The 22,738-nt window shown below is 35.2% G+C and carries 24 protein-coding genes; 5 read left to right on the forward strand and 19 right to left on the reverse strand.

The genetic code is table 11. The features are described 5' to 3' along the window. Nucleotides 1–383 precede the first annotated feature (383 nt). On the reverse strand, nucleotides 384–881 hold the full coding sequence (locus tag JOD29_RS12325) for an NUDIX domain-containing protein (RefSeq protein ID WP_124765512.1): 498 nt from the start codon (nucleotides 879–881) through the stop codon (nucleotides 384–386). Nucleotides 882–1,195: 314 nt separating this feature from the next. Between JOD29_RS12325 and JOD29_RS12330 the strand changes: the two genes are divergently transcribed. Further along, nucleotides 1,196–2,269 carry an S-layer homology domain-containing protein gene (locus tag JOD29_RS12330; protein WP_124765510.1) on the forward strand — a complete coding sequence of 358 codons (1,074 nt, stop codon included), beginning with the start codon at nucleotides 1,196–1,198 and terminating at the stop codon, nucleotides 2,267–2,269. A 206-nt stretch (nucleotides 2,270–2,475) separates the two neighbouring features. Here the strand turns inward: JOD29_RS12330 and JOD29_RS12335 are convergent, their stop codons facing one another. Further along, complete coding sequence (locus JOD29_RS12335) at nucleotides 2,476–2,850, reverse strand: HesB/IscA family protein (RefSeq protein ID WP_124765508.1); 375 nt, start codon at nucleotides 2,848–2,850, stop codon at nucleotides 2,476–2,478. Nucleotides 2,851–3,008: 158 nt separating this feature from the next. On the opposite strand from JOD29_RS12335, the gene JOD29_RS12340 reads away from it, so the two are divergent. Beyond that, the gene (locus JOD29_RS12340) at nucleotides 3,009–3,707 is read left to right on the forward strand and encodes a DUF2225 domain-containing protein (RefSeq protein ID WP_124765506.1); all 699 of its coding nucleotides are present in this window, start codon (nucleotides 3,009–3,011) and stop codon (nucleotides 3,705–3,707) included. A 289-nt stretch (nucleotides 3,708–3,996) separates the two neighbouring features. Here the strand turns inward: JOD29_RS12340 and JOD29_RS12345 are convergent, their stop codons facing one another. After that, nucleotides 3,997–4,233, reverse strand: coding sequence for a NifU family protein (locus tag JOD29_RS12345; RefSeq protein WP_124765504.1), 237 nt, complete (start codon nucleotides 4,231–4,233; stop codon nucleotides 3,997–3,999). A gap of 82 nt (nucleotides 4,234–4,315) precedes the next feature. Between JOD29_RS12345 and JOD29_RS12350 the strand changes: the two genes are divergently transcribed. Beyond that, entirely contained in the window at nucleotides 4,316–4,645 is a 330-nt protein-coding gene (locus JOD29_RS12350) for a YuzD family protein (RefSeq protein WP_124765502.1), read from the forward strand. Between the two features lie 43 nt (nucleotides 4,646–4,688). On the opposite strand, the gene JOD29_RS12355 is transcribed toward JOD29_RS12350, so the two are convergent. Further along, nucleotides 4,689–5,762: an NAD(P)/FAD-dependent oxidoreductase gene (locus JOD29_RS12355; protein WP_124765500.1), complete on the reverse strand. Its 1,074-nt coding sequence runs from the start codon at nucleotides 5,760–5,762 to the stop codon at nucleotides 4,689–4,691. A 510-nt stretch (nucleotides 5,763–6,272) separates the two neighbouring features. Here JOD29_RS12355 and JOD29_RS12360 point away from each other — a divergent pair. Beyond that, on the forward strand, nucleotides 6,273–6,509 hold the full coding sequence (locus JOD29_RS12360) for a YuzB family protein (protein ID WP_124765499.1): 237 nt from the start codon (nucleotides 6,273–6,275) through the stop codon (nucleotides 6,507–6,509). A 450-nt stretch (nucleotides 6,510–6,959) separates the two neighbouring features. Here the strand turns inward: JOD29_RS12360 and JOD29_RS12365 are convergent, their stop codons facing one another. Then, nucleotides 6,960–7,727: a TIGR01457 family HAD-type hydrolase gene (locus tag JOD29_RS12365; protein WP_124765497.1), complete on the reverse strand. Its 768-nt coding sequence runs from the start codon at nucleotides 7,725–7,727 to the stop codon at nucleotides 6,960–6,962. Next, nucleotides 7,720–8,175, reverse strand: coding sequence for a DUF86 domain-containing protein (locus tag JOD29_RS12370; RefSeq protein ID WP_124765495.1), 456 nt, complete (start codon nucleotides 8,173–8,175; stop codon nucleotides 7,720–7,722). The genes JOD29_RS12365 and JOD29_RS12370 overlap by 8 nt, the downstream gene beginning before the upstream one ends. Before the next feature lie 89 nt (nucleotides 8,176–8,264). Between JOD29_RS12370 and JOD29_RS12375 the strand changes: the two genes are divergently transcribed. Further along, nucleotides 8,265–8,531, forward strand: a complete 267-nt coding sequence (locus JOD29_RS12375; protein WP_124765493.1) for a DUF3055 domain-containing protein — start codon at nucleotides 8,265–8,267, stop codon at nucleotides 8,529–8,531. Nucleotides 8,532–8,864: 333 nt separating this feature from the next. On the opposite strand, the gene JOD29_RS12380 is transcribed toward JOD29_RS12375, so the two are convergent. From JOD29_RS12380 to JOD29_RS12440, 13 genes are all read right to left on the reverse strand, one after another. Then, nucleotides 8,865–9,215: a YutD family protein gene (locus tag JOD29_RS12380; RefSeq protein WP_124765491.1), complete on the reverse strand. Its 351-nt coding sequence runs from the start codon at nucleotides 9,213–9,215 to the stop codon at nucleotides 8,865–8,867. A gap of 26 nt (nucleotides 9,216–9,241) precedes the next feature. Beyond that, nucleotides 9,242–10,159 (reverse strand): lipoyl synthase, encoded by a 918-nt coding sequence (lipA, locus tag JOD29_RS12385; protein ID WP_124765489.1) that lies wholly within the window; start codon nucleotides 10,157–10,159, stop codon nucleotides 9,242–9,244. Nucleotides 10,160–10,284: 125 nt separating this feature from the next. Next, the gene (gene yunB / locus JOD29_RS12390) at nucleotides 10,285–11,082 is read right to left on the reverse strand and encodes a sporulation protein YunB (protein ID WP_239585697.1); all 798 of its coding nucleotides are present in this window, start codon (nucleotides 11,080–11,082) and stop codon (nucleotides 10,285–10,287) included. Nucleotides 11,083–11,123: 41 nt separating this feature from the next. After that, nucleotides 11,124–12,191, reverse strand: a complete 1,068-nt coding sequence (locus JOD29_RS12395; protein WP_239585698.1) for an HD-GYP domain-containing protein — start codon at nucleotides 12,189–12,191, stop codon at nucleotides 11,124–11,126. A 199-nt stretch (nucleotides 12,192–12,390) separates the two neighbouring features. Further along, the gene (locus JOD29_RS12400; RefSeq protein WP_124765485.1) at nucleotides 12,391–13,752 is read right to left on the reverse strand and encodes a bifunctional metallophosphatase/5'-nucleotidase; all 1,362 of its coding nucleotides are present in this window, start codon (nucleotides 13,750–13,752) and stop codon (nucleotides 12,391–12,393) included. 27 nt (nucleotides 13,753–13,779) lie between these two features. Beyond that, nucleotides 13,780–14,601 carry a sulfite exporter TauE/SafE family protein gene (locus JOD29_RS12405; RefSeq protein WP_124765483.1) on the reverse strand — a complete coding sequence of 274 codons (822 nt, stop codon included), beginning with the start codon at nucleotides 14,599–14,601 and terminating at the stop codon, nucleotides 13,780–13,782. A gap of 7 nt (nucleotides 14,602–14,608) precedes the next feature. After that, on the reverse strand, nucleotides 14,609–15,463 hold the full coding sequence (locus JOD29_RS12410; protein ID WP_124765481.1) for a DUF72 domain-containing protein: 855 nt from the start codon (nucleotides 15,461–15,463) through the stop codon (nucleotides 14,609–14,611). Between the two features lie 180 nt (nucleotides 15,464–15,643). After that, on the reverse strand, nucleotides 15,644–17,041 hold the full coding sequence (gene sufB / locus JOD29_RS12415; RefSeq protein WP_124765479.1) for a Fe-S cluster assembly protein SufB: 1,398 nt from the start codon (nucleotides 17,039–17,041) through the stop codon (nucleotides 15,644–15,646). A 20-nt stretch (nucleotides 17,042–17,061) separates the two neighbouring features. After that, complete coding sequence (sufU, locus tag JOD29_RS12420; protein WP_124765477.1) at nucleotides 17,062–17,499, reverse strand: Fe-S cluster assembly sulfur transfer protein SufU; 438 nt, start codon at nucleotides 17,497–17,499, stop codon at nucleotides 17,062–17,064. Beyond that, complete coding sequence (locus JOD29_RS12425) at nucleotides 17,489–18,712, reverse strand: cysteine desulfurase (protein ID WP_124765475.1); 1,224 nt, start codon at nucleotides 18,710–18,712, stop codon at nucleotides 17,489–17,491. The genes sufU and JOD29_RS12425 overlap by 11 nt, the downstream gene beginning before the upstream one ends. Then, nucleotides 18,712–20,019, reverse strand: coding sequence for a Fe-S cluster assembly protein SufD (sufD, locus tag JOD29_RS12430; protein ID WP_124765473.1), 1,308 nt, complete (start codon nucleotides 20,017–20,019; stop codon nucleotides 18,712–18,714). The genes JOD29_RS12425 and sufD overlap by 1 nt, the downstream gene beginning before the upstream one ends. Before the next feature lie 20 nt (nucleotides 20,020–20,039). Next, nucleotides 20,040–20,819, reverse strand: a complete 780-nt coding sequence (sufC, locus tag JOD29_RS12435) for a Fe-S cluster assembly ATPase SufC (protein WP_124765471.1) — start codon at nucleotides 20,817–20,819, stop codon at nucleotides 20,040–20,042. Nucleotides 20,820–21,246: 427 nt separating this feature from the next. Next, entirely contained in the window at nucleotides 21,247–22,725 is a 1,479-nt protein-coding gene (locus JOD29_RS12440; RefSeq protein ID WP_124765469.1) for a glutamate synthase subunit beta, read from the reverse strand. Nucleotides 22,726–22,738: the final 13 nt, after the last annotated feature.

Consider the following 22,738-nt stretch of genomic DNA (forward strand, 5'->3'; position numbering starts at 1 on the left):
AAAAGTGGAGAACGCCCGTTTAGCTCCGCGACGGCAAAAACGCGACGTCCTATCGCATTGCCGTCATGACTCACATCGTGTGAGCCTCAACAACTGGAGGAAACCACAAGAGGACGCTTTTTGCACCTGTCGCTTCACTTTCGGCGCAGAAAATTATATGGTTTCAATGAAACCATATAATTTTTGTCCTCGAAGGGGTTTTCGAAGTTGTCGAGGAGCTGGCGTTCGCAACTAGACACTGTTCAACTTCGAAAATTTATACTCTCCAATGAACAAAATTGACTTATGATTTACACCCAAAACAAGTAAACGCTTTAAAAGTTGCTCGAGCACTTTCCCAAAATTTATGAATGTCATAATCCAAACATGCTAATTATTTTTTCCTAATTATTGAAAAATAATCTATAAGTCGAGTATTCAAAAACTTCTCCTGGGTTAATATCATCTTTTCGAAATAGTTGATGTTTTACAAGTTCATTACTTGCCATTTCCCTAAGCATTACAGATGCCTCGCCACCGTGAACAATTTCTTCAATTGATAACCATTTTGCCTCAAATAATTCACTTTCTTGAATTGTGATTTTTTGATCTGGATCAATCGGTTTGCAATAAAATATTGCCATGTTGTCACTTATAACTTCTCTGATAACCCCCGTCCTCAATCCAATCAATCCTGTTACTTCACATTCAATACCTGTTTCTTCTTTTACTTCCCGAACCACTGCCTCATCTGCAGTCTCACCTTCCTTAACAAACCCTGCAGGTAATGACCACACTCCTTTAAGTCCACTATAGCGTTTTTTCACAACTAGCCATTGACCATTCGCGTTAATTACAACTCCAGCTGCTCCAAGCCACACTTTCCCTCGATCTCGTCCCATTTTCCATCACCTTTCAGTATGTAAGTAAATATATTATACAGTTTTTATTTAACTAACAATGAATTTCCTACTGACCTATGAACAAAAAAACTCTTTAATTTTGCTCATGAATACATGATCAATTAAAGAGGTAGCGAGGAATAAAATCCATTTTCGCATTTGTATTTAAATCTATGTATTTACACAGTATCTATATGCCAGTGAACATAGTTTTATAGTTCCTCAAACTTCCAATATTAGGAATTATCTTTTATACTATTATTATTTGTAAAGAAACTTCAGTAATAGATTGAAAGAATTGAGGAGAAATTAAGTTGAAAAGAATAACGAAGAATTTAGCTACAGTTGGACTTGTAGGAGGAATACTGTTTAGTTCTCTTGGTACTGGTAATGCAGCAGCACAAGTACATTACAAGGATGTAAACAAATCTGATAACTTCTATAATTCAGTTGAGTACTTACTAGAAGATGGAGCGATTAGCCAAACACTCCCTAAATTCAGACCCTATGAAAATATTACACGCGGTCAATTTGCAAGTATCTATACAAAACTATATCATCATACTTTTCAATTAAAAGGATTAGGTGAAACGAAATTTAATGATGTCCCAAAAACTAACCAATATTATGAATTTATTGATACCTTAGTTAGAAATAGAATTATGAGTGGATATGGATATTGGGCAGAAACATTTGGGGTTAATGATTCTTTAACTCGTGGCCAAGTTGCTGGTATATTAGTAAGCAACCATCTTCCAGCTATTTCTAAGGAATTATATAAAGAACGTGGCGGTGAAGTATCTGATATATTTGATGGTAAGAACTTTAAAGGCCAGTGGGGAGAAGCTTTAGCAACACTTGATTATTTAGGGATTATGAGTGGTTATAATGACGATACTTTTAGACCTAATGAACCAATTAAGCGTTCACAGTTTGGTAACATAATGTACAATCTTAAAAAATTTAAGGAATCAGGTATAGTTTTTGTTTCTCACGATAGTTTAAATTGGAAATTTGAAAAAGTAAGCTTAACTGAAGAAGAAGCTATACAGCTTATTAAATCATTTGATAATGATGTAATTTCATTCATTGATGATTATGAAGTTTATAATAATTATCCATTAGGAAGAAACGTACCTGTATATGTTTTTAAGTTAAAAGAAGGCACATTTACAGTTGGTCATCTTAAAATAATAGTTGAATTTGTTGAAGATCAAATAATTCCTCAACTTATAGGTAGATGGGAATTTACAGTTGAAAATATTGAAGAAGATGAATTATCAACTGTCCCTGAGAAATCTAAAACTGAAACACCTTCTGAACCAATAGAAGGTGGTTATGGAGGAGCAACTGAATCTCCAGAAGTGACTACTCTTACTCACAAATAACTACCGTAACCAAAGAAATAACTATTAAATAATCCATGAGAATTCTCTCGTGGATTTTTCTTTTTAAGAAATAAAAAGTCTCCTTTATCTGCTATTGTTTTAGCAAATAGAAGAGACTTGTACTTTACTTACCATTCTTAGTAGAACAGTAGTTATTTTATTTTTGGATTCTGTATTAATAGATTACAATATCCTTTTTATCGTGATTATTCACAAACTTCTGGCGTACCTTCAACTTTAGCTGTTCTAAATGACGTACCGCAGCCACATGATGCAATGGCATTTGGATTAACGATGGTGAATCCGCCGCCCATTAGTGATTGCTTATAATCAATTTTCGTTCCCATTAAGATTGGTGCATCTTCGCGGGAAACAATAATTTTTAATCCATGTTGTTCATCAAGAAAATCATCTTCTGATTTATTTTGATCGAAATTCATACCGTATGATAGACCACTACATCCGCCACCATGAACAGCAACTCTTAGGAATGAACCTTCTTCTTCATTATGTTTTTGCATTTCTTTCACACGAAATGCAGCTGATTCTGTTAACTCAATAACTTGTTTTTCATTTGTCATCCCTGTCACCTTCCTTCTTACTTAATATAATACCAATTAAATCAACTGTGTTACAAGAAAACTGATTCTGACGAAAATAGGAAAATATCATTAGTACATGCGCCGTTTGGAATGATATAATAGTCTTACAAATTTGCTATTTTAGGGGAGATATACCTATGGAAATATCACCGTTTTATGAAAAAAAAGTGGTTTGCTTAAATTGTAAAGATACATTTCCCACATTAAAGGTTCGATCTAAATTTATTAAGGTAGCTCATTCGGATAGCGATTTTCGTCCTATATATTCTGATTCAAATGTGAATGCATTATTCTATAATGTTTTTGTTTGTGAACATTGCGGATTTTCTTTTACTGAAGATTTCTCAAAATATTTTGCACCTGGTATAAAGGAAGAAATCGAACGTAAAATTACACAGAAGTGGGTTCCGCATAGTTTTAGTGGTGAGCGTACTATTTCACAAGCACTTCAAGCTTATCAACTGGCACTCGTTTGTGGGTCAATTAAAAAAGAAAAGTTTGTTGCACTTGCTGGCCTAGCACTTCGTATAGGTTGGTTATACCGCGCATTAGAAAATGATATGCAAGAACAACGCTTTTTATCATTAGCACGTGACCTCTACATTGACTGTTATTCAACTGAGGATTTCGCTGGAACGCCTATGTCTGCAACACGTGTCACATATATGATTGCAGAACTTTCAAGACGTATTGGAGATTTAGAAACTGCAACTAGATATTTCTCTAAGGTAATTGAAAACCAACGAATTGGTGGAGAAGTAAAATTGATTGAAATGGCTAAAGATCAATGGCAATTCGTTCGTGAAGAACGAGAAAAACTTAGTAAAGCTCAGTAAGCAAAACGGAGGTAGCTCGTTCACACCCGCCTTGGTAAACGCTACATGCGCGAGCAATGCTGACCTGGCTCACATCGTTTGAGCCTCAAGCGCTGTCCGACAATAACGCCACGTCGTGTAGCATTGTCTTCACTCGTACATCCTTGTACTTCGGAGACACTACCCGTGATAGTGTTGAGCCGATCTCGAGGGTGTAGCCGCTTAGCTAGACAATGGTTCAATCTCCCAAATATAGTTGTTTACCACTAAAAAACCCGACTCGTAAAATAGAGTCGGGTTTAAATATCTATTAAAATACTTGTTCTACTTCGATAATTCCTGGTACCTCTTCTAAAAGAGCACGCTCAATTCCGGCTTTAAGTGTGATTGTTGAACTTGGGCAGCTTCCACATGCTCCTAATAGGCGAAGTCTTACAATGCCATCCTCAACATCTACTAATTCACAGTCTCCACCGTCGCGTAATAAGAACGGACGTAATTTATCTAAAACTTCTTGTACTTGTTCTTTTTGTTCTAATTCTGTCATTTCCCTCGACTCCTTTCTTTAAAATTATTATAATGTGAACAAGAGAAAAAATCCATTATAGAGTGATGAAAGGTTGATTTAATTGAAAACTCAGAAACCAATAATAGAAATTTTTGGTGCAGAAATTATTTGTGCAAGTTGTGTGAACGCACCATCTTCAATCGATACATATGAATGGCTTCAAGCAGCTATAAGCCGTAAGTATCCAAATCAACCATTTACTATTCGTTATATCGATATTGAAAAGCCAACTGAGAATGATCGTGATCAAGAGTGGGCCACTCGTATTCTCGATGATGAGTTCTTCTACCCTCTTGTTTTAATTAATGATGAAGTCATCGGAGAAGGATATATTCAACTGAAACCTGTTTTCGCAGCACTTGAAAAACTCGGGTTTACAGCTGCAGAATAACGAACATAAAAGAAGGTAACCATATGAGTTACCTTCTTTTATATTATATTGAGTCTGTTTGTCGTTTATACATCCATAAAAATCCTGATTTCATTAAACGAGCAATACGACCCGTAACAGTTTTATCTGCTAAATAAACAAACCCTTGTTTTTTACCTAAAGCACCCATAAATCCTTTAAGTTTAATTTCAGGCATTGTTTCAGGTAATTCTTGATTATTCCAACGTAGTTTTAATACCCTTACAACTCGTTCGGCTTGTTCTTCGGCTAATTGTGCACTTGCAGGTAACTTTGAAGATGCACAATCTCCAATTACAAACACATGTTCATCATTTGGTAAGGTAAAGTATTGATTAACGATTGGACGACCGTTGCGATCTTTTTCCACTTCCATATCACGAACGATTTTTACTGGTTGAACTCCAGCAGTCCAAACGATAGAATCTACTTCAATGACTTGATCGTGGTTATATAAACGACCTGGTTCGACTTTAGTAATGTTGGATTCTGCAATTACTTCTACATTATTTTTAACGAACCATTGTTTTACATATTTACTTAATTTCTCTGGGAAATCTTTTAATATACGTGGTGAACGGTCAAATAGCTTAATATCTAAGTCCGAACGACTTTCACGTAATTCACTTGCAAGTTCAATTCCACTTAATCCTGCCCCTACAATTGCTACACTAGATCCTTGTGGTAACCCGCAAAGCTTTTCAAAAGTAATACGCGATTTTGCAATAGTTTGAATGCTATAAGTATATTCTTCAGCACCAGGTACTCCGTGATACTTATCTTCACATCCTAAACCAATTACTAAGTCATCATATTGAATGATTTGACCATCTTCTAAATGTACGCACTTTTCTTGATTATCAATCTTCGTAATTTCGCCATACACTTTTCTTAATCTTGTATTTTCAGGAAAATCTACACGTATTTCCTTGTCAGTAGAAGTTCCAGCAGCAAGTGCATAGAATTCTGTTTTTAAACTATGAAATGGTGTTCGATCAATTAAAATAATTTCTGTATCACCAGGTAATCCATTTGGTAATAAGCGTAACAAAATACGCATATTGCCATAACCCCCGCCTAATAAAACCAGTTTTTTCATGTTAAGCTCCCTCAAAATCATATATTCGATAATGTCTCTGGTATTCGAGTTCTGATTTTGAAAAGATTAATCTCTTATAACACAGTAATTTTGCTAATGTTATTTGAACGAGACAAATTAAAACAAACGTTTTACCCTTTTCAAATCTGTGACTTCAACCAAAGCTTTTCTTCATTCTGAAATTTATTTATAAAATAATCTTAGGCAGAATGAAGTATAAAAATACTTTATTACAGAACATGTCGTTCACAAAGAATACATATTTGAGTATATATCATTGTGAGATACTTCACAAGATGTTTTTGTGAATAATTTCACAAAATTTCATTACGAAAAAACAGGTACTACTCTAATACACTATGTCCTGTAAGAAAGACTGTATAGCCTATATTCTGGCACAAGATACCTTCCGCAGTGATCAAAAATCCCTTTCTATTTTGATGTTTCACTTTATAGTTTGACGAATGCTTTAAAAATAGAGTAGCATTGGAATTAAGTGAGGTGACCTATGTGAATCCATTGGTTGAATTTTGTATTAGTAACCTAGCAAAAGGCGCTCAAGAAACATATGAAATATTAGAAAAGGATCCAAATATTGATGTTCTTGAATATGGTTGCTTAAGTTACTGTACAACATGTGATCGTAACTTTTATGCCATCGTTAATGGAGATATTGTTGAAGCTGAAACACCAGAGGAATTAACAAAAAAGATTTATGATTACATTGAAGAAAATCCATTATTTTAAAATAATAGTAAATACAAATATACTTTGAATTGTGTATTATTTACATAAATAAGGCTTGGACATAATTAAAGAAAATAGTACCTTAAAAGTAGCCACTCTCCAGAAACCGCGGCCTACCAATGTAAGCCGCGCAAAGTTTCTGGAACGTTTAGAAGGTTACTTTATATGTGAGCGGTCCTAACACAAAGCCGGGGGCAAAAGCGCCACGTCGTGTGGCATTGCCCCCATGACCAACATCGTGTTGGCCTCATAGACAAGTCGAAAAGACATGTTTCAACATGGCTTTGCGGCTTGTGTGCTCATACCGCTCTCTGCTTCTACTTTATTAGAATTAAGATTTGAATGTTTCCTATTTTTAATCATTGCTTAAAAACAAAAAAACACCATTTTTCTCAAATGAGAAAAATGGTGTTTTTGGGTTTGCCTGAGCTTTCTTATATCAAATGAACCTTAAATATTAAAAAAATCCAGATTCTCTATACAATATGTTGGTTGCTCTTCTTTCTGTTGTACCATCTCAGTGTTCGTAACACCTGTATTCACATGAATTGTATCGCAACCAAAACGTATTCCACAGAGGATATCCGTATCGTAATTATCACCTATCATGACCATCTCTTTTCGATCTAGCCCATGCTCTTTTTGAATGACTTCAAGCATGACTGGGGAAGGTTTTCCAATAAAAATTGGGTCAACTGCTGCAACATTTGCAACTAATCTTACAAAAGAACCGTTTCCAGGTACGAAACCTTTTTCATCTGGGAATTTCACATCTTCATTTGTCCCAATTAGCTTTGCCCCTCTTTGAACCGCTAAACAAGCTTTTGATAGCTTTTGATAGTCAATCATTCGATCAATTCCCATTACAACAACATCAGGGTTCTCATCTTCTATGTGATTGAATCCAACTGATTTTAAAGCAAACCGTAAACCATCTGAACCAATAGTATGTATCTTGGCTTTAGGATAGTGGTTTGCAACGTATTTAGCCGTTGCAAGTGAACTCGAATATATTCGCTCTTCCTCTACAATTAAACCAATATTGCGTAAAGCTTCTTGTAACTGTGCAGGAGTTTTAGATGAATTATTCGTCACGAAGTAATATTCGAGATTATTTTTTTGAAGATTTTGTATAAATTTAACTGCTGTTTCGATTCCTTCTTTCCCTCGATATACCGTACCGTCTAAATCAAAACAGTAGGCTTTATAATTATTCATTATGGTTCTCCGGTAAAAATGCAGAAACAGGTCCTAATTCATTTTCTAAATAGCTTAAAACAAGGCCCGAATACTTCTTCAAAGATGGTAAGTTGCTTGTCATCACATCAACAACCTGTTGATCATTCACATCGATAAATTCACGAACAAGCATTTTGCGTAAAGCGACTACTTCTTTTAATGGGTTTTCCATGTCTTCCGTAATCACTTTCTCATCGATTAAAATATCGATAATGTCTTCATAGCTTCCTGGGTCGCGCATAATAAAGCCATCAATCATTAGATTTCCTACATCCATTAACGCTTCGATTGTATTATGGCCAATACATTGTAGTGCTAATTTAGATTTATCATCATTTAACCAATTCGATTCTTCCTCAAATAACGTTAAAATTTTATCCAAATAGTTTAATGTTGCACCAATTTTACTTCGATCTACAAAATACATAGATAAGCACTCCTTTAAATATAAAAGTTGATAGCTGTTTCTTATATATAGTAACATATTCTTAAGAGTTGGAAGGAGTTCAAAATAGCATGGAACGTTTTTTCTTATATGATGATGTTGAAGATACAAAAACACGATTTGTAAGTTTCACAGGTAAAAGACTGCGTTATGACTTAGCGATTATGCAGTCAAATCGCTTTTTTGGAAAAGTATTAGTTTTAGATATGCAATTTAACCGTTTTGCAATAATCGGTACAGATGACCTTGAAGAGCCGGGATATTTAGAACATGTTTTTAACCGAACAGAAGAAGAAGCAGAAGATCTTAGAGAATATCTAATAGAATTATTAGCATAGGTAAAAATGGAATACCTTAATCGTGTTATCTGGCTATATAGTCACGTTTCTTAGTAAGTTTGATAAATAAGATTCATTAAAAAATAAAACGCCTCACATAAGCTATAAAAGCAAATGTGAGGCGTTTTAATCTATTATCTTCATTCAGTAGAAGACTTTCACTTTCACCTATAAAGGTAAAAATATGAATGGATCATATTTTATTATTTTTAATGGGTAGGCAACCAGGCTGAATGAAGATAAATCCTCCAGCGGTTGTCACGGATATTGTTAGGAGTTCATTGTGCATGCACAATGAAAAATCCGGACGCAATTACGTCAAGACGTAATTGATTATTGTTCTATTCCCTCTTGAATTTCTTCATTTACAGCTTGTTCTACATGAGTAGTTGACTCAAGTTGTTTTGGAGCTTTACCTGTTTTTCGTAAAATAAAATATGCGCAGCCAAAATTACAGTACTCGTATAAATAATCTTCTACACTGCTAATTTTTGTATCAAATGTTGCTTTGTGGTTTTTATCTTCAAAGAATCCTTTTAGTCTAAGTTGACCATATCCCCAATCACCGACGATATAATCATACTTTGTTAAAATGTCTGAGAAACGTGAAAGGAATACATCTTCTTTAAAACCTTCACGCACATTTTCTACGATTTCGTATGCATATCCTTCTGCAACAATCATTGATATACCTCCTCCACAAAGCCTAATTACGCTTCTGCTTGTAGCTGTCTCTCTTTTGTTGCCTCATTTACTTGCTCATCGGCATGATAACTACTACGAACTAACGGACCAGCTTCGCAATGCTTGAACCCTTTATCCATTGCAATTTTACGAAGTTTACCAAACTCTAGAGGTGTATAATATTTTTGTACTGCTAGATGTTTCTTAGATGGTTGCAAATATTGACCAATTGTCATAATATCCACATTGTTTGCACGAAGATCATCCATAACTTCGATAATTTCATCCCACGTTTCACCTAATCCGATCATTAAAGATGACTTTGTTGGAATATCAGGTTGCATTTCTTTCGCTCTTCTTAAAAATTCAAGTGAACGATCATATTTTGCACGTGCGCGAACTCTTGGAGTTAAGCGACGTACTGTTTCAATATTATGGTTTAAAATGTCCGGTTTTGCATCCATTACCATTTGTAAGTTTTCTTCTACTCCACCTAAATCAGAAGGTAATACTTCAACGGATGTTTGAGGTGTTTTGCGACGAATTGCGCGAATTGTTTCAGCTAAAACTCCTGCTCCACCATCTTTTAAATCATCACGTGCAACCATTGTAATTACTACGTGTTTTAAATTCATGATTTCAACAGAATCGGCTACGCGTTCTGGTTCTGCCAAATCAAGTTCATTTGGCAATCCAGTTTTAACTGCACAAAAACGACAAGCACGTGTACAAACTGCACCTAAAATCATCATTGTTGCTGTTCTACGCTCTCCCCAACATTCATGGATATTTGGACAACGTGCTTCCTCACAAACTGTATGAAGGTTTTTCTCACGCATTAATTTTTTTAGACCCTTATATTCGTCGTTCGTATTTAACTTTATCTTTAGCCATTCAGGTTTACGTAAAATTTCTTTATTGTTAGTAGGTTTACAAGAAGTCATTTTTTCCGCTCCTATCGTTCTATACATTACTATTTAATAATTGTACTATACATACTGTTGTCAATGTAACATATTCCTTCCCTTGCAACAACTAACTTATTTTTCTATACCAATGTTCAAAATTTTCAATTATTATATTCTTGAACCGGGTTTGGATAAGGTACTTCGATGGAAGGTTGCGCTCCCTCTCCACCGTTCGTATAAATATTTGGAACAGTCCCTCTTATTAAACCAATCGCTACTGGAATTTTTTGTTCAACTGTTGTTGATTTACTAGCAAATGGGACGATGATTTGTACATTTACAATTAAATTTAAATTTACTTCAACTAATGCATTATTAATACCAAACTCTTTAAATGTTGTTTCAACGCCACTTGCTACATTCCCAATAATATGAAATCTTATTGGAACTTTTGGACCTAAATTCCCCAGTAATGGGAGGTTTAAAGCTTGTGCGATTGGAACCAAGAAAACAATCCCATCTCCAGCTTGGATTTCATTTACATCATACTCGATATTGTCTAACTCTGGTAATTTAGACAAATCACCATTTTCGGCTAGTTCTAAATGTTCCTTTACTAAGGCAACTGTTTCACCACGTACTCGGTTAATAATTTCGGTATTAAATTTTGTTGTAACCATATAATCAGATTCTGTCGGTAAATCCTCTATAATATCATTAACATCTAAAACTGTTGATGTTCTAGCATTAATTGCTTTACTGACAACATGTGAAGCAATTTTTGTTGTTTGCACTTCAGCATATTGCAAATACGTTGGCATTAATCGGGAATTTAATAAATATAGGAAGAAGATCAGCGTAGCCATAAATGCCAAAACAAATAAACCTAATCGATTATATTTGTTACTTCTTCGCTTATAATAAAATTTCATTCTTTTTGGTGGTCGACGAGAAAACAAAAAATCTCCTCCTGTTCCAATTTATGAACAAGAGGAGTGGACTATTCGACACCAATTACATATTCTGTTTCTACCTTTAAAATCTTTAAATTAGTCACTTCCAATAAATTAAGAATATAAGTTGCTTTTAACAGAATTTGATTTTCTTCGAATATTCGAATAATTGGTCTTGAGGAATCAGCTATATTTTGTTTTGCTACAACACCCCGTCGACCATCCGATAGCATGACAATTGTACCATTTGGATAATGAACAACACTTCTCTTTAATGCTTCTACAACTTTGGCATCGTAAAGCGTTCCACTACCAGCGTCAATAATACAAATTCCCTGCGAAGGCAACATTTTTTCTCGATAAACACGATTAGAAGTAACTGCATCGAAAACGTCTGCAACAGCAATGACTTTTGCATAAGGATGAATCTCATAATCAACTAAACCTCGAGGGTAGCCACTTCCATCAAGTCGCTCATGATGCTGGAAGGCACAATGTGCAACAAGTAGTGAAATCGTATGTAAATTACGTAAAATTTCAAATCCATATGTAGTATGATGTTTCATCGTTTCATATTCTTCATCTGATAAACGACCCGGTTTTAATAAAATACTAGTAGGAACCATTAACTTCCCTACATCGTGTAACATCGCACCGATTCCGATATTTCGAAGATCATTAGAGGAATAACCTAATTCCTTTGCAATAGCAAGTGAATAAAGAGTCACTTGAAATGAATGTTGATATAAATACTCATCATATAAAAATGCATCTGTGAGTACAGTTAAAATTTCTTCACTATTTAATATTGAATCTAATAAATCATCAACTATAACACCAATTACCTTGGATTGCTTATCCAATACTAAGGACGCATCTTTGAAATTTAGTCCTTTAATTTTATGGAAAGAATCGGTAATCTGATTAACAATCTTCATCCGCTTTTCAGTAGGAACTGATTCCTCGACTTCAATACCACTAGAAATCAAATCATCAATATATACATAACGAATATTTAATTGTTTTAATCGTTCAATAATACGGTCAGAGACAATTGCATCAGCTTTTAATAAAGGGTGACCAGCCTCATTATAAATTGTTCTGCCAATTTTCATTCCCGATTTTAGTATATTTATTGAAATTAGCCTCATAAATTTTGCTCCAATTCATTTCTCATAACAATACCACTGCCGTTATTATATGCGTTCTATTCATACCACTTCAACAACTTATTGAAACGAAACTGACTTAACGCAATATATAAAGCTCGCCACTTGTAGAAGTGGTGAGCCGGCTTTCAATTAAAAAATAACCTTATAAATACTTCTTGCCATGTTCAACTAAAATATCTCGCAAAAAGAGTGGTAAGTAATACTTTTTCTTTGCATACTTAAATGTTGGAAAGAAGTAACCAAATGTAAACATATCTAGGGTTGCTAACTGATATGTGGCATCCAAATCAGCTTTTACCCCTTTCACGAACAACTCTCGATGCTTGTTTAGTGAAAAATTATAAGTGAGCATTTTTCCAAAAATCGATCCCCTAAACCCTAATCCCTTTAACTCTAATAGAGGCCATTCCTCATTTTTGGATTGGGATAAAATTTCTCTTAGCTCCGTTCCAGTTAGTTCGATTACACATACATTAATGGGATGAGGTAAAATTCGATGAATATCATATGAAGTAATAACTCCTTTATGTAATCCATCTAAAAAGATCCCTGCATTAAACATGGTACAATCTGCATTTGTGAAATCTAACAGAGCTTGAGCAAACAACTTTGAGATTTGCGAGTGATGAAACCATTCTTTATTATAGGTTTTTTTTGTTTCAAACACAGGAGCTTGCAATAATTCCTTCCCCACACCGGAAAGCTCTTGCAAAAATTTCTCTTCCTCTTCAATCTCTGAAAGGAGTGCGTTTTCAATGACCTGTTCTTCTTTATTAACTAATTGGTGTGTTTGCGGATTAAACTGAAGAGTAAGATGACCTGTATAAGCACCAAATTTCCCACAACCAGTTAGTAATACACCATTAACCATTTTTCCATCCTGTAGTAAATGATGTGTATGCGAACCGAATATAACATCAATGGCAGGACAAGCCTCTGCTAAAAGTTCATCTTCTGTAATCCCTAAATGAGATAGACAAAGTAATATATCTACTTCGCTTCTTAATTGATTAGCTATTTCGATTAATTTTTCTTTAGGTTCTGTTACATTCCAATTTAGTTCAGTATAAAAAACTTTATACAACGCTGTTGCGCCAATTACTCCAATTGTTGTACCACTTTCTGTTTTAAGTATTGTATATGGCTTTAGCCACTTTGGCGCACGTCCATGTAAGGGTTCAATATTTGCTACTACAACATCAAAATTAGCTTCATGATACAGCGAATAGAGGTCTTCAAAGGATAGCGTGATTCCTTCATTATTCCCGATTGTTACAACATCATATTGCGCTTCATTTAATAGTTTTACGTTACCTTTTCCTAATGTCGCTTCAGTATAAATATTTGAACGGTCAAGATGGTCACCAACATCAAAAAGAAAACTTGGCTCACCTTTTTTTGCATTTTCTATGCGTTGTTTTTTAATAAATGATTGCATACGTGGCCAGTATTCAAAATGACTATGTATATCATTTGTATGATATATATGAATTGTTTCAAGCATGTTGTAATCCATCCTTTTCGCAAAAGGTTAAAATAAACCATCAACAATTGATCGAATTCCTAATAAAAGTAAAATAATTCGTAAAGCAAATATTAGTGTCTCTGATTTTAACTTTTTATTTAATGATGCACCAATTTTTGCTCCGATAAATGCGCCAATAATAACCGGAATTGTATAAATCCATGGTACATTACCAAGTGAAATATGACTAACTGAGTTTACGATTGACGTTAAAAATACCATAAACATTGACGTTGCCACTGCAACATGCGGAGGAAATCGGAATAAAAGTAACATGGCTGGGACAATCATAGAGCCACCTCCGATTCCAAATAAACCTGAAGCAAAGCCAATAAAAAAGGTAAGTAATAACGCAAACCAAATAGGATACCCGTAAATAAATTCTGTACCAGCGTCATCAGTAAAATGACGTTTTGTACCGTGTTCTACAAACCATGTTATCGGCTTAAGCTTATCTTGCACTAATAATAAAATAGCTAATAAAATTAATACTATTCCAAAATAAGTATTAAACGAAGGAAGATCTAATCCTTTATTAACCAATGCACCCAAAACTGTTCCCGGTACACTACCAATAAAAAAGATAAAGCCACTTTTATAATCGACTCTTTTAGTTTTAGCATATGACAACGTTGAGGATAGTCCTGTAAAGATCATCATGACGACTGATAAACCAACAACTGTTTGCGGTGTTAAATCTGGAATATATCCTAATGAAATACCTATAAATAATGTTGCAGGTACGAGGATTGCACCGCCGCCTAAGCCAACAAGCGCACCAATAATACCTGAACTTAACGCGATCATTGCAAGTAAGAAAAACTCCATTATTATTTTAATCTCCTTCAAATAAATCTAACTGTTTAGGAGATAAGCCACTATATTCAATATTTAATATGCTTTGTAATTGCTTGGCATTTTTCGCAGCATGATGACCGGAATTGTTATTAAATAACACATAAACATCTTTTGCCTGTTGCTTTAATTGTAATATAATTTGAGCTAATCCCTGTAGTTCTTCTTCATTATAATCATATAAAAACCGAACTTCTCGCCAGTTTTCTTTCTGACCTGCACTCCGCCACCCATGTATATTTCGACCATGAATTCTAACAATAACTCGATCTGTAGTGGCCTCACTTACTAGAGGAACTGAGCCAGAACCAGCTTGTGGTTCATCACAAACAGTATGAATTAAGTCATTTTCGTTCAAAAATTTCAACATTTTATGTCTCATTTGACCTGCATACCAAGTTTGATTTCGAAATTCAATGGCAACTCGGAATCCCCGTAATTGTTCTTTAATATATCGTATATAGTTAATATTCTTCACATTACAATCGTACCATGGAGGAAATTGAACAAGTATTGCTCCTAGCTTGCCATGATTTTTAAATACATTGGCACTTTCTATAAATGAATTAAACATATCATTTCTAGTTTCAAAAGGAATTTCCCCCCGATTGTGTCCTGTAATACCTTGATAGGATTTCACAATAAATTGAAAGTTATCAGGAGTTTCATTACACCATTTCTCAATACTTGTTTGAGAAGGAATTGCATAAAAGGACGTATCTACTTCAACAATTGGAAAATGCCCACTATAAGCAAAAAGTTTATCGCGGGTTGTAGTTCCTTCATTATAAAGATCAGGATGGTCACTCCAACCTGTTAGACCAATGTATACCAATAAATACCTTCTCCTTTCCAATATCATACCATAGACATTACCAAAAAATGATATCATACGTTTTCTTCATTCAAAGAAAAGAAGAATTTAAATTCATTAACATTTACGAGGAATCATACTCCCCCATATAGAAAAAAGCGAGCTAGCAATTTGCTAACTCGCTTTGGTTTTATATTGGCATTAACCAATAGAACCTTCCATTTCGAACTTAATTAAGCGGTTCATTTCAACTGCATATTCCATTGGAAGTTCTTTTGTAAATGGTTCGATGAAGCCCATAACGATCATTTCTGTTGCTTCTTGTTCTGAGACCCCACGAGACATTAAATAGAATAATTGTTCTTCAGATACTTTCGAAACTTTTGCTTCGTGCTCTAATGAAACATTATCATTTAAGATTTCATTGTAAGGAATTGTATCTGATGTAGATTGATTATCCATAATTAATGTATCACATTCGATGTTTGAACGAGCACCAGTTGCTTTTGGACCAAAACGAACAACACCACGATATGTTACTTTACCGCCTTGTTTAGCGATCGATTTAGATACGATTGTAGAAGATGTATTCGGTGCTAAATGAATCATTTTGGCACCAGCATCTTGGTGTTGACCTTTCCCTGCAATAGCAATAGAAAGTGTCAAACCACGTGCACCTTCACCTTTTAAAATACATGCTGGGTATTTCATCGTTAATTTTGAACCGATGTTACCATCAATCCATTCCATTGTACCGTTTTCTTCAACAACAGTACGTTTTGTAACTAGGTTGTAAACATTGTTTGCCCAGTTTTGAATTGTTGTGTAACGGCAATATGCATCTTTCTTAACGATAATTTCTACTACCGCTGAGTGAAGTGAGTTTGTTGTGTAAACAGGAGCTGTACATCCTTCTACATAGTGAACACTCGCACCTTCATCAACAATAATTAATGTACGTTCGAATTGACCCATATTTTCAGAGTTAATACGGAAATACGCTTGAAGTGGTGTATCTAATTTTACACCAGGTGGCACATAAATAAATGATCCACCAGACCAAACTGCTGAGTTAAGAGCAGCAAATTTGTTATCTGAAGATGGAATTACAGTACCCCAGTGTTTTTTAAAGATATCTTCGTTTTCACGAAGTGCAGAATCTGTATCTTTGAATACAATACCTAAGTCTTCAAGGTCTTTTTTCATGTTGTGGTAAACTACTTCAGATTCATACTGAGCAGATACACCAGCTAAATATTTTTGTTCAGCTTCAGGAATCCCTAATTTATCAAATGTTGCTTTGATTTCATCAGGAACTTCATCCCAAGATTTTTGAGTAGCTTCAGATGGTTTTACATAATAAGTAATTTCATCGAAGTCTAGACCTGCTAAGTCGCCACCCCATTGTGGCATTGGTTTTGAGTAGAATATTTCAAGAGCCTTTAAGCGGTAGTTTAACATCCACTCAGGTTCTTTTTTCATATTTGAAATTTCACGGACGATTTCTTCAGTTAATCCACGTTTTGAACGGAAAATTGATACGTCCTTGTCATGGAAGCCGTATTTATAATCGCCAATTTCAGGCATTTTTTTAGCCATTTTAACTCCTCCGTTCAGCTTTATTTAGATTCTGCTTGGACTCCTCTTTCCATAGCCTTCCAAGCAAGTGTTGCACATTTAATTCGAGCGGGAAACTTTGAAACACCTTGTAGTGCTTCAACATCTCCTAGGTCATATTTATCACTATAATCTTCTCCTAGCATCATTTTTGAAAAAATGTCTGCTAATTGAAGAGCATCATCTACTTTTTTACCTATAATTACTTCTGTCATCATAGATGCTGATGACATTGAAATTGAACAGCCTTCACCCTCAAATTTGGCATCTTCAACTAAACCATCATTGATTTTTAATGTTAGATGAATACGGTCACCACATGTAGGGTTATTCATATCAATCGTCACACTGTTTTCATCTAAAGAACCTTTGTTTCTTGGTTTTTTATAATGATCCATGATTACTGAGCGGTATAGTTGATCTAAATTATTAAAAGACATCGTTAAAATACTCCTTCGCCATGCGCAATCCTGCAACAAAAGCATCTACATCTTCTTTTGAATTATACATATAGAAGCTTGCACGTGCTGTTGCAGTACATTGAAGCCATTTCATTAACGGTTGTGCACAATGATGTCCTGCACGTATTGCAATACCATTCATATCTAGAACTGTTGCAAGATCATGTGGATGTACACCATCGAGGTTGAAAGTTATTAAACCACATCGTTTACTAGGATCCAGTGGTCCATAAATCGATATACCTCCGACTTTTTCCATTTCAGCGATAGCATATTCTACAAGTTCATGCTCATGCTTAGCAATATTTTCAAGCCCGATTTCATTTAAGAAGTCAATTGCAGCTCCTAAACCGATTGCACCTGCAATATTAGGTGTCCCACCTTCAAACTTCCAAGGGAGCTCTTTCCAAGTAGAATCATATAAATCTACGAAGTCAATCATTTCGCCGCCAAATTCAATTGGTTCCATGTTTTCTAAATGCGCTTTTTTACCATATAGTACACCAATACCAGTTGGGCCGCACATTTTATGTCCTGAAAAGGCTAAGAAATCACAGTCAATATCTTGAACATCAATCGGCATATGCGGTGCACCTTGTGCAGCATCAATTACAGTAATAGCACCATTTTCATGAGCAATTTCTGTAATTTCCTTTACCGGATTTATTGTACCTAAAACATTGGATGCCATTGTTACGGCAACAATTTTTGTTTTCGGTGTAATTGTTTGACGAACAGTTTCTAATGAAATTGTTCCATCTTCTTCAAGCTCAATAAACTTTAAAACAGCTTTTTGCTGTTTAGCAAGTTGTTGCCAAGGAATGAAGTTTGAATGGTGTTCCATTTTTGTGATGACAATTTCATCACCTTCATTTACATTTGCACGACCGTAAGCAGCAGCAACCGTATTGATAGACGTTGTTGTACCACGAGTGTAAATGATTTCCTCAGTCGAATTGGCATTGATGAATTTGCGGATTTTCTCACGTGCTCCTTCATATGAATCTGTTGCACGATTACCTAATGTATGTACACCGCGATGTACATTGGAATTATCGAACTCATAATACTTTTTAAGCACTTCAAGTACTTGAGTAGGCTTTTGCGATGTTGCGGCACTATCAAGGTAAACGAGCGGGTGCCCGTTTACTTCTTGATTCAGTACTGGAAAATATTTTCTAATGTCATTCATTAGCGAACTTTCCCTTCAATTACCTTCGTTAACTGTTGTTTTACACCCTCAATTGGTAAGCTATTAACAACAGGTGCAAGGAAACCATGAATTACTAAGCGTTCTGCTTCTGCTTTAGAGATACCACGACTCATTAAATAGTAAAGTTGTAATGGATCTACGCGTCCTACAGAGGCAGCGTGACCTGCCATTACATCATCTTCATCAATTAATAACATTGGGTTTGCATCTCCACGCGCTTTTTCAGATAGCATAAGTACGCGAGATTCTTGTTCTGCATTAGCTTTTGTTGCGCCATGCTCAATTTTACCAATTCCATTAAAGATTGATTGAGCTGCATCTTTCATTACACCATGTGAAAGGATAAATCCTTCTGAGCTTTTACCCCAGTGACGAATTTCAGTTGTGAAGTTTTGTTTTTGGTCACCACGGCCAACAACAACTGTTTTTGTGTTTGCTAATGAACCATCACCAATAAGATGTGTGATACTTTCAGAAATAGTATCTGAATCATTCATTAACCCTAATGCCCAGTCAATTTTCGCATCACGTTTTGCATGTCCACGACGGTTTACATAAGTTGTAAACCCTTTTGCTAAAACGTCTACAGCTCCAAACGTTACTTGTGCATTATCAAGAACAACAACTTCCTCAATTAGGTTTGCTTGTCCTTGAGATTGTTCAATAGTAGAAACATAAGTTTCAACGTAAGTTACAACAGAATTTTGGTCAGCTACAACTAATACGTGATTAAATAATGAAGCTGCTTCATTATCATTTAAAAAGATCACTTGTAGTGGTTTTTCAACGATTACATTTTTTGGCACGTATACAAATACTCCACCATTTACAAGTGCAGCATGATAAGCAGTTAATTTATGTTCATCAACTTTAACTGCTTCTGTCATGAAGTATTTTTGTACTAAATCACCATGTTCGCGAATAGCTGTTTGAATATCTGTAAAAATAACGCCTTGGCTCTTTAATTCCTCAGAAATTTTAAGGAATGCTGGTGTATTGTTGCGTTGGATATAAAGGTTTTCTTGTCCTTCAATATCGATTAAAGATTTCACTTCTTCTGGTAGTTCGTTTAATGAAGCAAAAGTTTCGCTTTCAACAGTATGAACTGGGAATTCAGTGAAATTCCATTTTGTAATATTTGTTTTATCTGGTTTTGGCATTGCCAACTCTTGTGCTTTTGCAAGAGCTGTAGAGCGTGCCTCAGCAAACCATGTTGGCTCATTATTAGCTTCAGAGAAAGCACGAACATCCTCTGCAGTTACAGCTAATTTTGTTTCAACTGTCATGTTGTTTCGTCCTCCTCTACTTAAGCTTCTTGTACTGCGTCTGTATCTTCAATACCTAATTCTTTTTTGATCCAATCGTAACCTTCTGCTTCTAAGCGTTGTGCTAGTTCAGGACCACCAGATTTAACAACGCGACCTTGCATCATTACGTGTACTTGGTCAGGAGTGATGTAATTTAATAAACGTTGGTAGTGAGTGATTGCTAGACAGCCGAATCCTTCACCGCGCATTTCGTTAATACCTTTTGCAACAACTTTTAATGCATCGATATCAAGACCAGAGTCGATTTCGTCTAAAATTGCAAAAGTAGGTTTAATCATCATTAATTGAAGAATTTCGTTACGTTTTTTCTCACCGCCAGAGAAACCTTCGTTCAGATAGCGTTGAGCCATATCTTGATCCATTTCAAGGAAGTCCATTGTTTTATCTAATTCACGAATAAATTTCATTAATGAAATTTCGTTACCTTCTTCACGACGAGCATTAATTGCTGAACGGATAAAGTCTGCGTTTGTAACACCAGAAATTTCAGATGGATATTGCATAGCTAAGAATAAACCAGCTTTTGCACGCTCATCAACTTCCATTTCAAGTACATTTTCACCGTCAAGTTCGATTGTACCTTGTGTTACTTCATATTTAGGATGTCCCATGATTGCAGATGATAAAGTTGATTTACCTGTACCATTTGGACCCATGATTGCGTGTACTTCATTTGTATTAATAGTAAGGTTTACACCTTTTAAAATCTCCTTGTCATCGATTGATACGTGAAGATCTTTAATTACTAAAGTTGACATTATATTACCTCCGTATTAGATACATTGAATGGTAGTACCATTTCTAATTTATTATCATTCTAATCTTAACTCAAAACCGTTTACCATGCAAACATTTATTCTGTAATGAAAATAAATCAAATAAATCCATAAAATCTAAGGACTTTTAACTCCTTGAAATTTTTTGATGAAAATTACATCAACAAATTGTGAACATAATCATTTTCAATAATCATTTTCTAATTGAGAATGGTCTTCACTTAAAAATCTCGACAGATTACAGAAATTTCGCATCTAATTCATTTTCAGCTTGCCATAAAAATACTATACCTTTTTAATATGAAATAAAAATTCACTATGCCATCTTACCATTTAATCAGAAGTCCAGAAATAATAAAATAAAAAAGCGTTTTTTGAGGTATATTTCACTCAAAAAGCGCTTTTTTGATTATGCTTTGACAGATGTAGTTAAAAATTCTTCTACACTTGCAGCCACTGCACGACCTTCTTTAATTGCCCATACAACTAAACTTTGACCACGTCTAGCATCACCAGCAACAAATACACCTGGAACATTCGTTGCAAAATCCTTAATGGAAGCTTGGATTCGATTACGAACTAAGTTTACGCCAAAATGATCTGCAATTTTATTTTCTACCCCTTCAAAACCGATGGCAACAAATACATATTGTGCTGGCCATATTTTTTCAGTACCTGGTAGCTCTTTAAAATAATAGAAACCATCTTCGCCTAAAACCTTTTCCATTTGAATCGTATGAAGTTCTTTTACACGGCCGTTTTTATCTTTAACAATTTTTTTCGTTTGAATACAATATTCACGAGGATCACGACCTTTTACTGCTGCTACTTCTTCATACGCGTAATCTAATTTATAAACATTCGGGTCTTGTGGCCAAGGCGTCTCATCTGTACGCACTTTTGGAAGCTCTGGATGTTTACCAAATTGATAAACTGAGCGAGCTTCTTGACGTATAGCAGTCGCCACACAGTCAGCACCTGTATCTCCACCACCAATGACAATAACGTCCTTACCTTTCACATTTAAAGCTTTGCCATCTTTAAATTTAGAATCTAGTAAGCTTTGAGTCACCCCTGTTAGGTAATCCATTGCTAAATGAACACCCTCTGACTCACTGCCTTCAATATGAAGTGCTCGTTGTTTTTGTGCTCCAACACATAAAATGACAGCATCGTATTCATTTTTTAATTGCTCTCCAGTGATGTCTACCCCAACCTCTGTATTCAATACAAAGTCAATTCCTTCTTGTTGAAGTAAATTCACACGGCGTTCTACTACTTCTTTTTCTAATTTCATATTTGGAATTCCATACATTAACAAGCCACCAGGACGGTCAGCACGTTCATATACAGTGACACTGTGTCCTTTTTGATTCAGTTGATCTGCTGCTGCTAATCCAGCAGGACCTGATCCAACTATTGCAATCTTTTTACCTGTTCGGTGTGATGGAATACGTGGAACAATCCAGTTGTTCTCAAAGCCCTTATCAATAATTGAGCGTTCAATAGATTTTATAGCTACTGACGGCTCATTAATACCCAAAGTACAAGAACCTTCACAAGGCGCTGGACAAACGCGCCCTGTGAATTCTGGGAAATTATTAGTCATGTGAAGACGTTGTAATGCTTCTTGCCATTTCCCTTTGTATACTAAGTCATTCCATTCTGGAATCACATTTTGAATTGGACATCCTGCAGCAGCTCCACGTACTTCAATCCCCATATGACAAAATGGTGTAGCACAATCCATGCAACGTGCACCTTGTGTTTGTAGTGATTCATCTGACAGCCTTGAAGCATATTCATTCCAATTTAGAATACGCTCTAGTGGAGGCTGTTCTTTCGTTTTCTCTCTTTTATATTCCATAAATCCTGTTGGTTTCCCCATTTCTAGAACCCCC

Source organism: Lysinibacillus composti (assembly GCF_016908465.1).
Taxonomy (GTDB): Bacteria; Bacillota; Bacilli; order Bacillales_A; family Planococcaceae; genus Ureibacillus; species Ureibacillus composti_A.

Coding starts and splice junctions, on each gene's coding strand:
- JOD29_RS12325 (WP_124765512.1), bottom strand. CDS start 881: ATGGGACGAGATCGAGGGAAAGTGTGGCTTGGAGCAGCTGGAGTTGTA.
- JOD29_RS12335 (WP_124765508.1), bottom strand. CDS start 2,850: ATGACAAATGAAAAACAAGTTATTGAGTTAACAGAATCAGCTGCATTT.
- JOD29_RS12340 (WP_124765506.1), top strand. CDS start 3,009: ATGGAAATATCACCGTTTTATGAAAAAAAAGTGGTTTGCTTAAATTGT.
- JOD29_RS12345 (WP_124765504.1), bottom strand. CDS start 4,233: ATGACAGAATTAGAACAAAAAGAACAAGTACAAGAAGTTTTAGATAAA.
- JOD29_RS12355 (WP_124765500.1), bottom strand. CDS start 5,762: ATGAAAAAACTGGTTTTATTAGGCGGGGGTTATGGCAATATGCGTATT.
- JOD29_RS12365 (WP_124765497.1), bottom strand. CDS start 7,727: ATGAATAATTATAAAGCCTACTGTTTTGATTTAGACGGTACGGTATAT.
- JOD29_RS12370 (WP_124765495.1), bottom strand. CDS start 8,175: ATGTATTTTGTAGATCGAAGTAAAATTGGTGCAACATTAAACTATTTG.
- JOD29_RS12375 (WP_124765493.1), top strand. CDS start 8,265: ATGGAACGTTTTTTCTTATATGATGATGTTGAAGATACAAAAACACGA.
- JOD29_RS12380 (WP_124765491.1), bottom strand. CDS start 9,215: ATGATTGTTGCAGAAGGATATGCATACGAAATCGTAGAAAATGTGCGT.
- lipA (WP_124765489.1), bottom strand. CDS start 10,159: ATGACTTCTTGTAAACCTACTAACAATAAAGAAATTTTACGTAAACCT.
- JOD29_RS12395 (WP_239585698.1), bottom strand. CDS start 12,191: ATGAAAATTGGCAGAACAATTTATAATGAGGCTGGTCACCCTTTATTA.
- JOD29_RS12400 (WP_124765485.1), bottom strand. CDS start 13,752: ATGCTTGAAACAATTCATATATATCATACAAATGATATACATAGTCAT.
- JOD29_RS12405 (WP_124765483.1), bottom strand. CDS start 14,601: ATGGAGTTTTTCTTACTTGCAATGATCGCGTTAAGTTCAGGTATTATT.
- sufB (WP_124765479.1), bottom strand. CDS start 17,041: ATGGCTAAAAAAATGCCTGAAATTGGCGATTATAAATACGGCTTCCAT.
- sufU (WP_124765477.1), bottom strand. CDS start 17,499: ATGTCTTTTAATAATTTAGATCAACTATACCGCTCAGTAATCATGGAT.
- JOD29_RS12425 (WP_124765475.1), bottom strand. CDS start 18,712: ATGAATGACATTAGAAAATATTTTCCAGTACTGAATCAAGAAGTAAAC.
- sufD (WP_124765473.1), bottom strand. CDS start 20,019: ATGACAGTTGAAACAAAATTAGCTGTAACTGCAGAGGATGTTCGTGCT.
- sufC (WP_124765471.1), bottom strand. CDS start 20,819: ATGTCAACTTTAGTAATTAAAGATCTTCACGTATCAATCGATGACAAG.
- JOD29_RS12440 (WP_124765469.1), bottom strand. CDS start 22,725: ATGGGGAAACCAACAGGATTTATGGAATATAAAAGAGAGAAAACGAAA.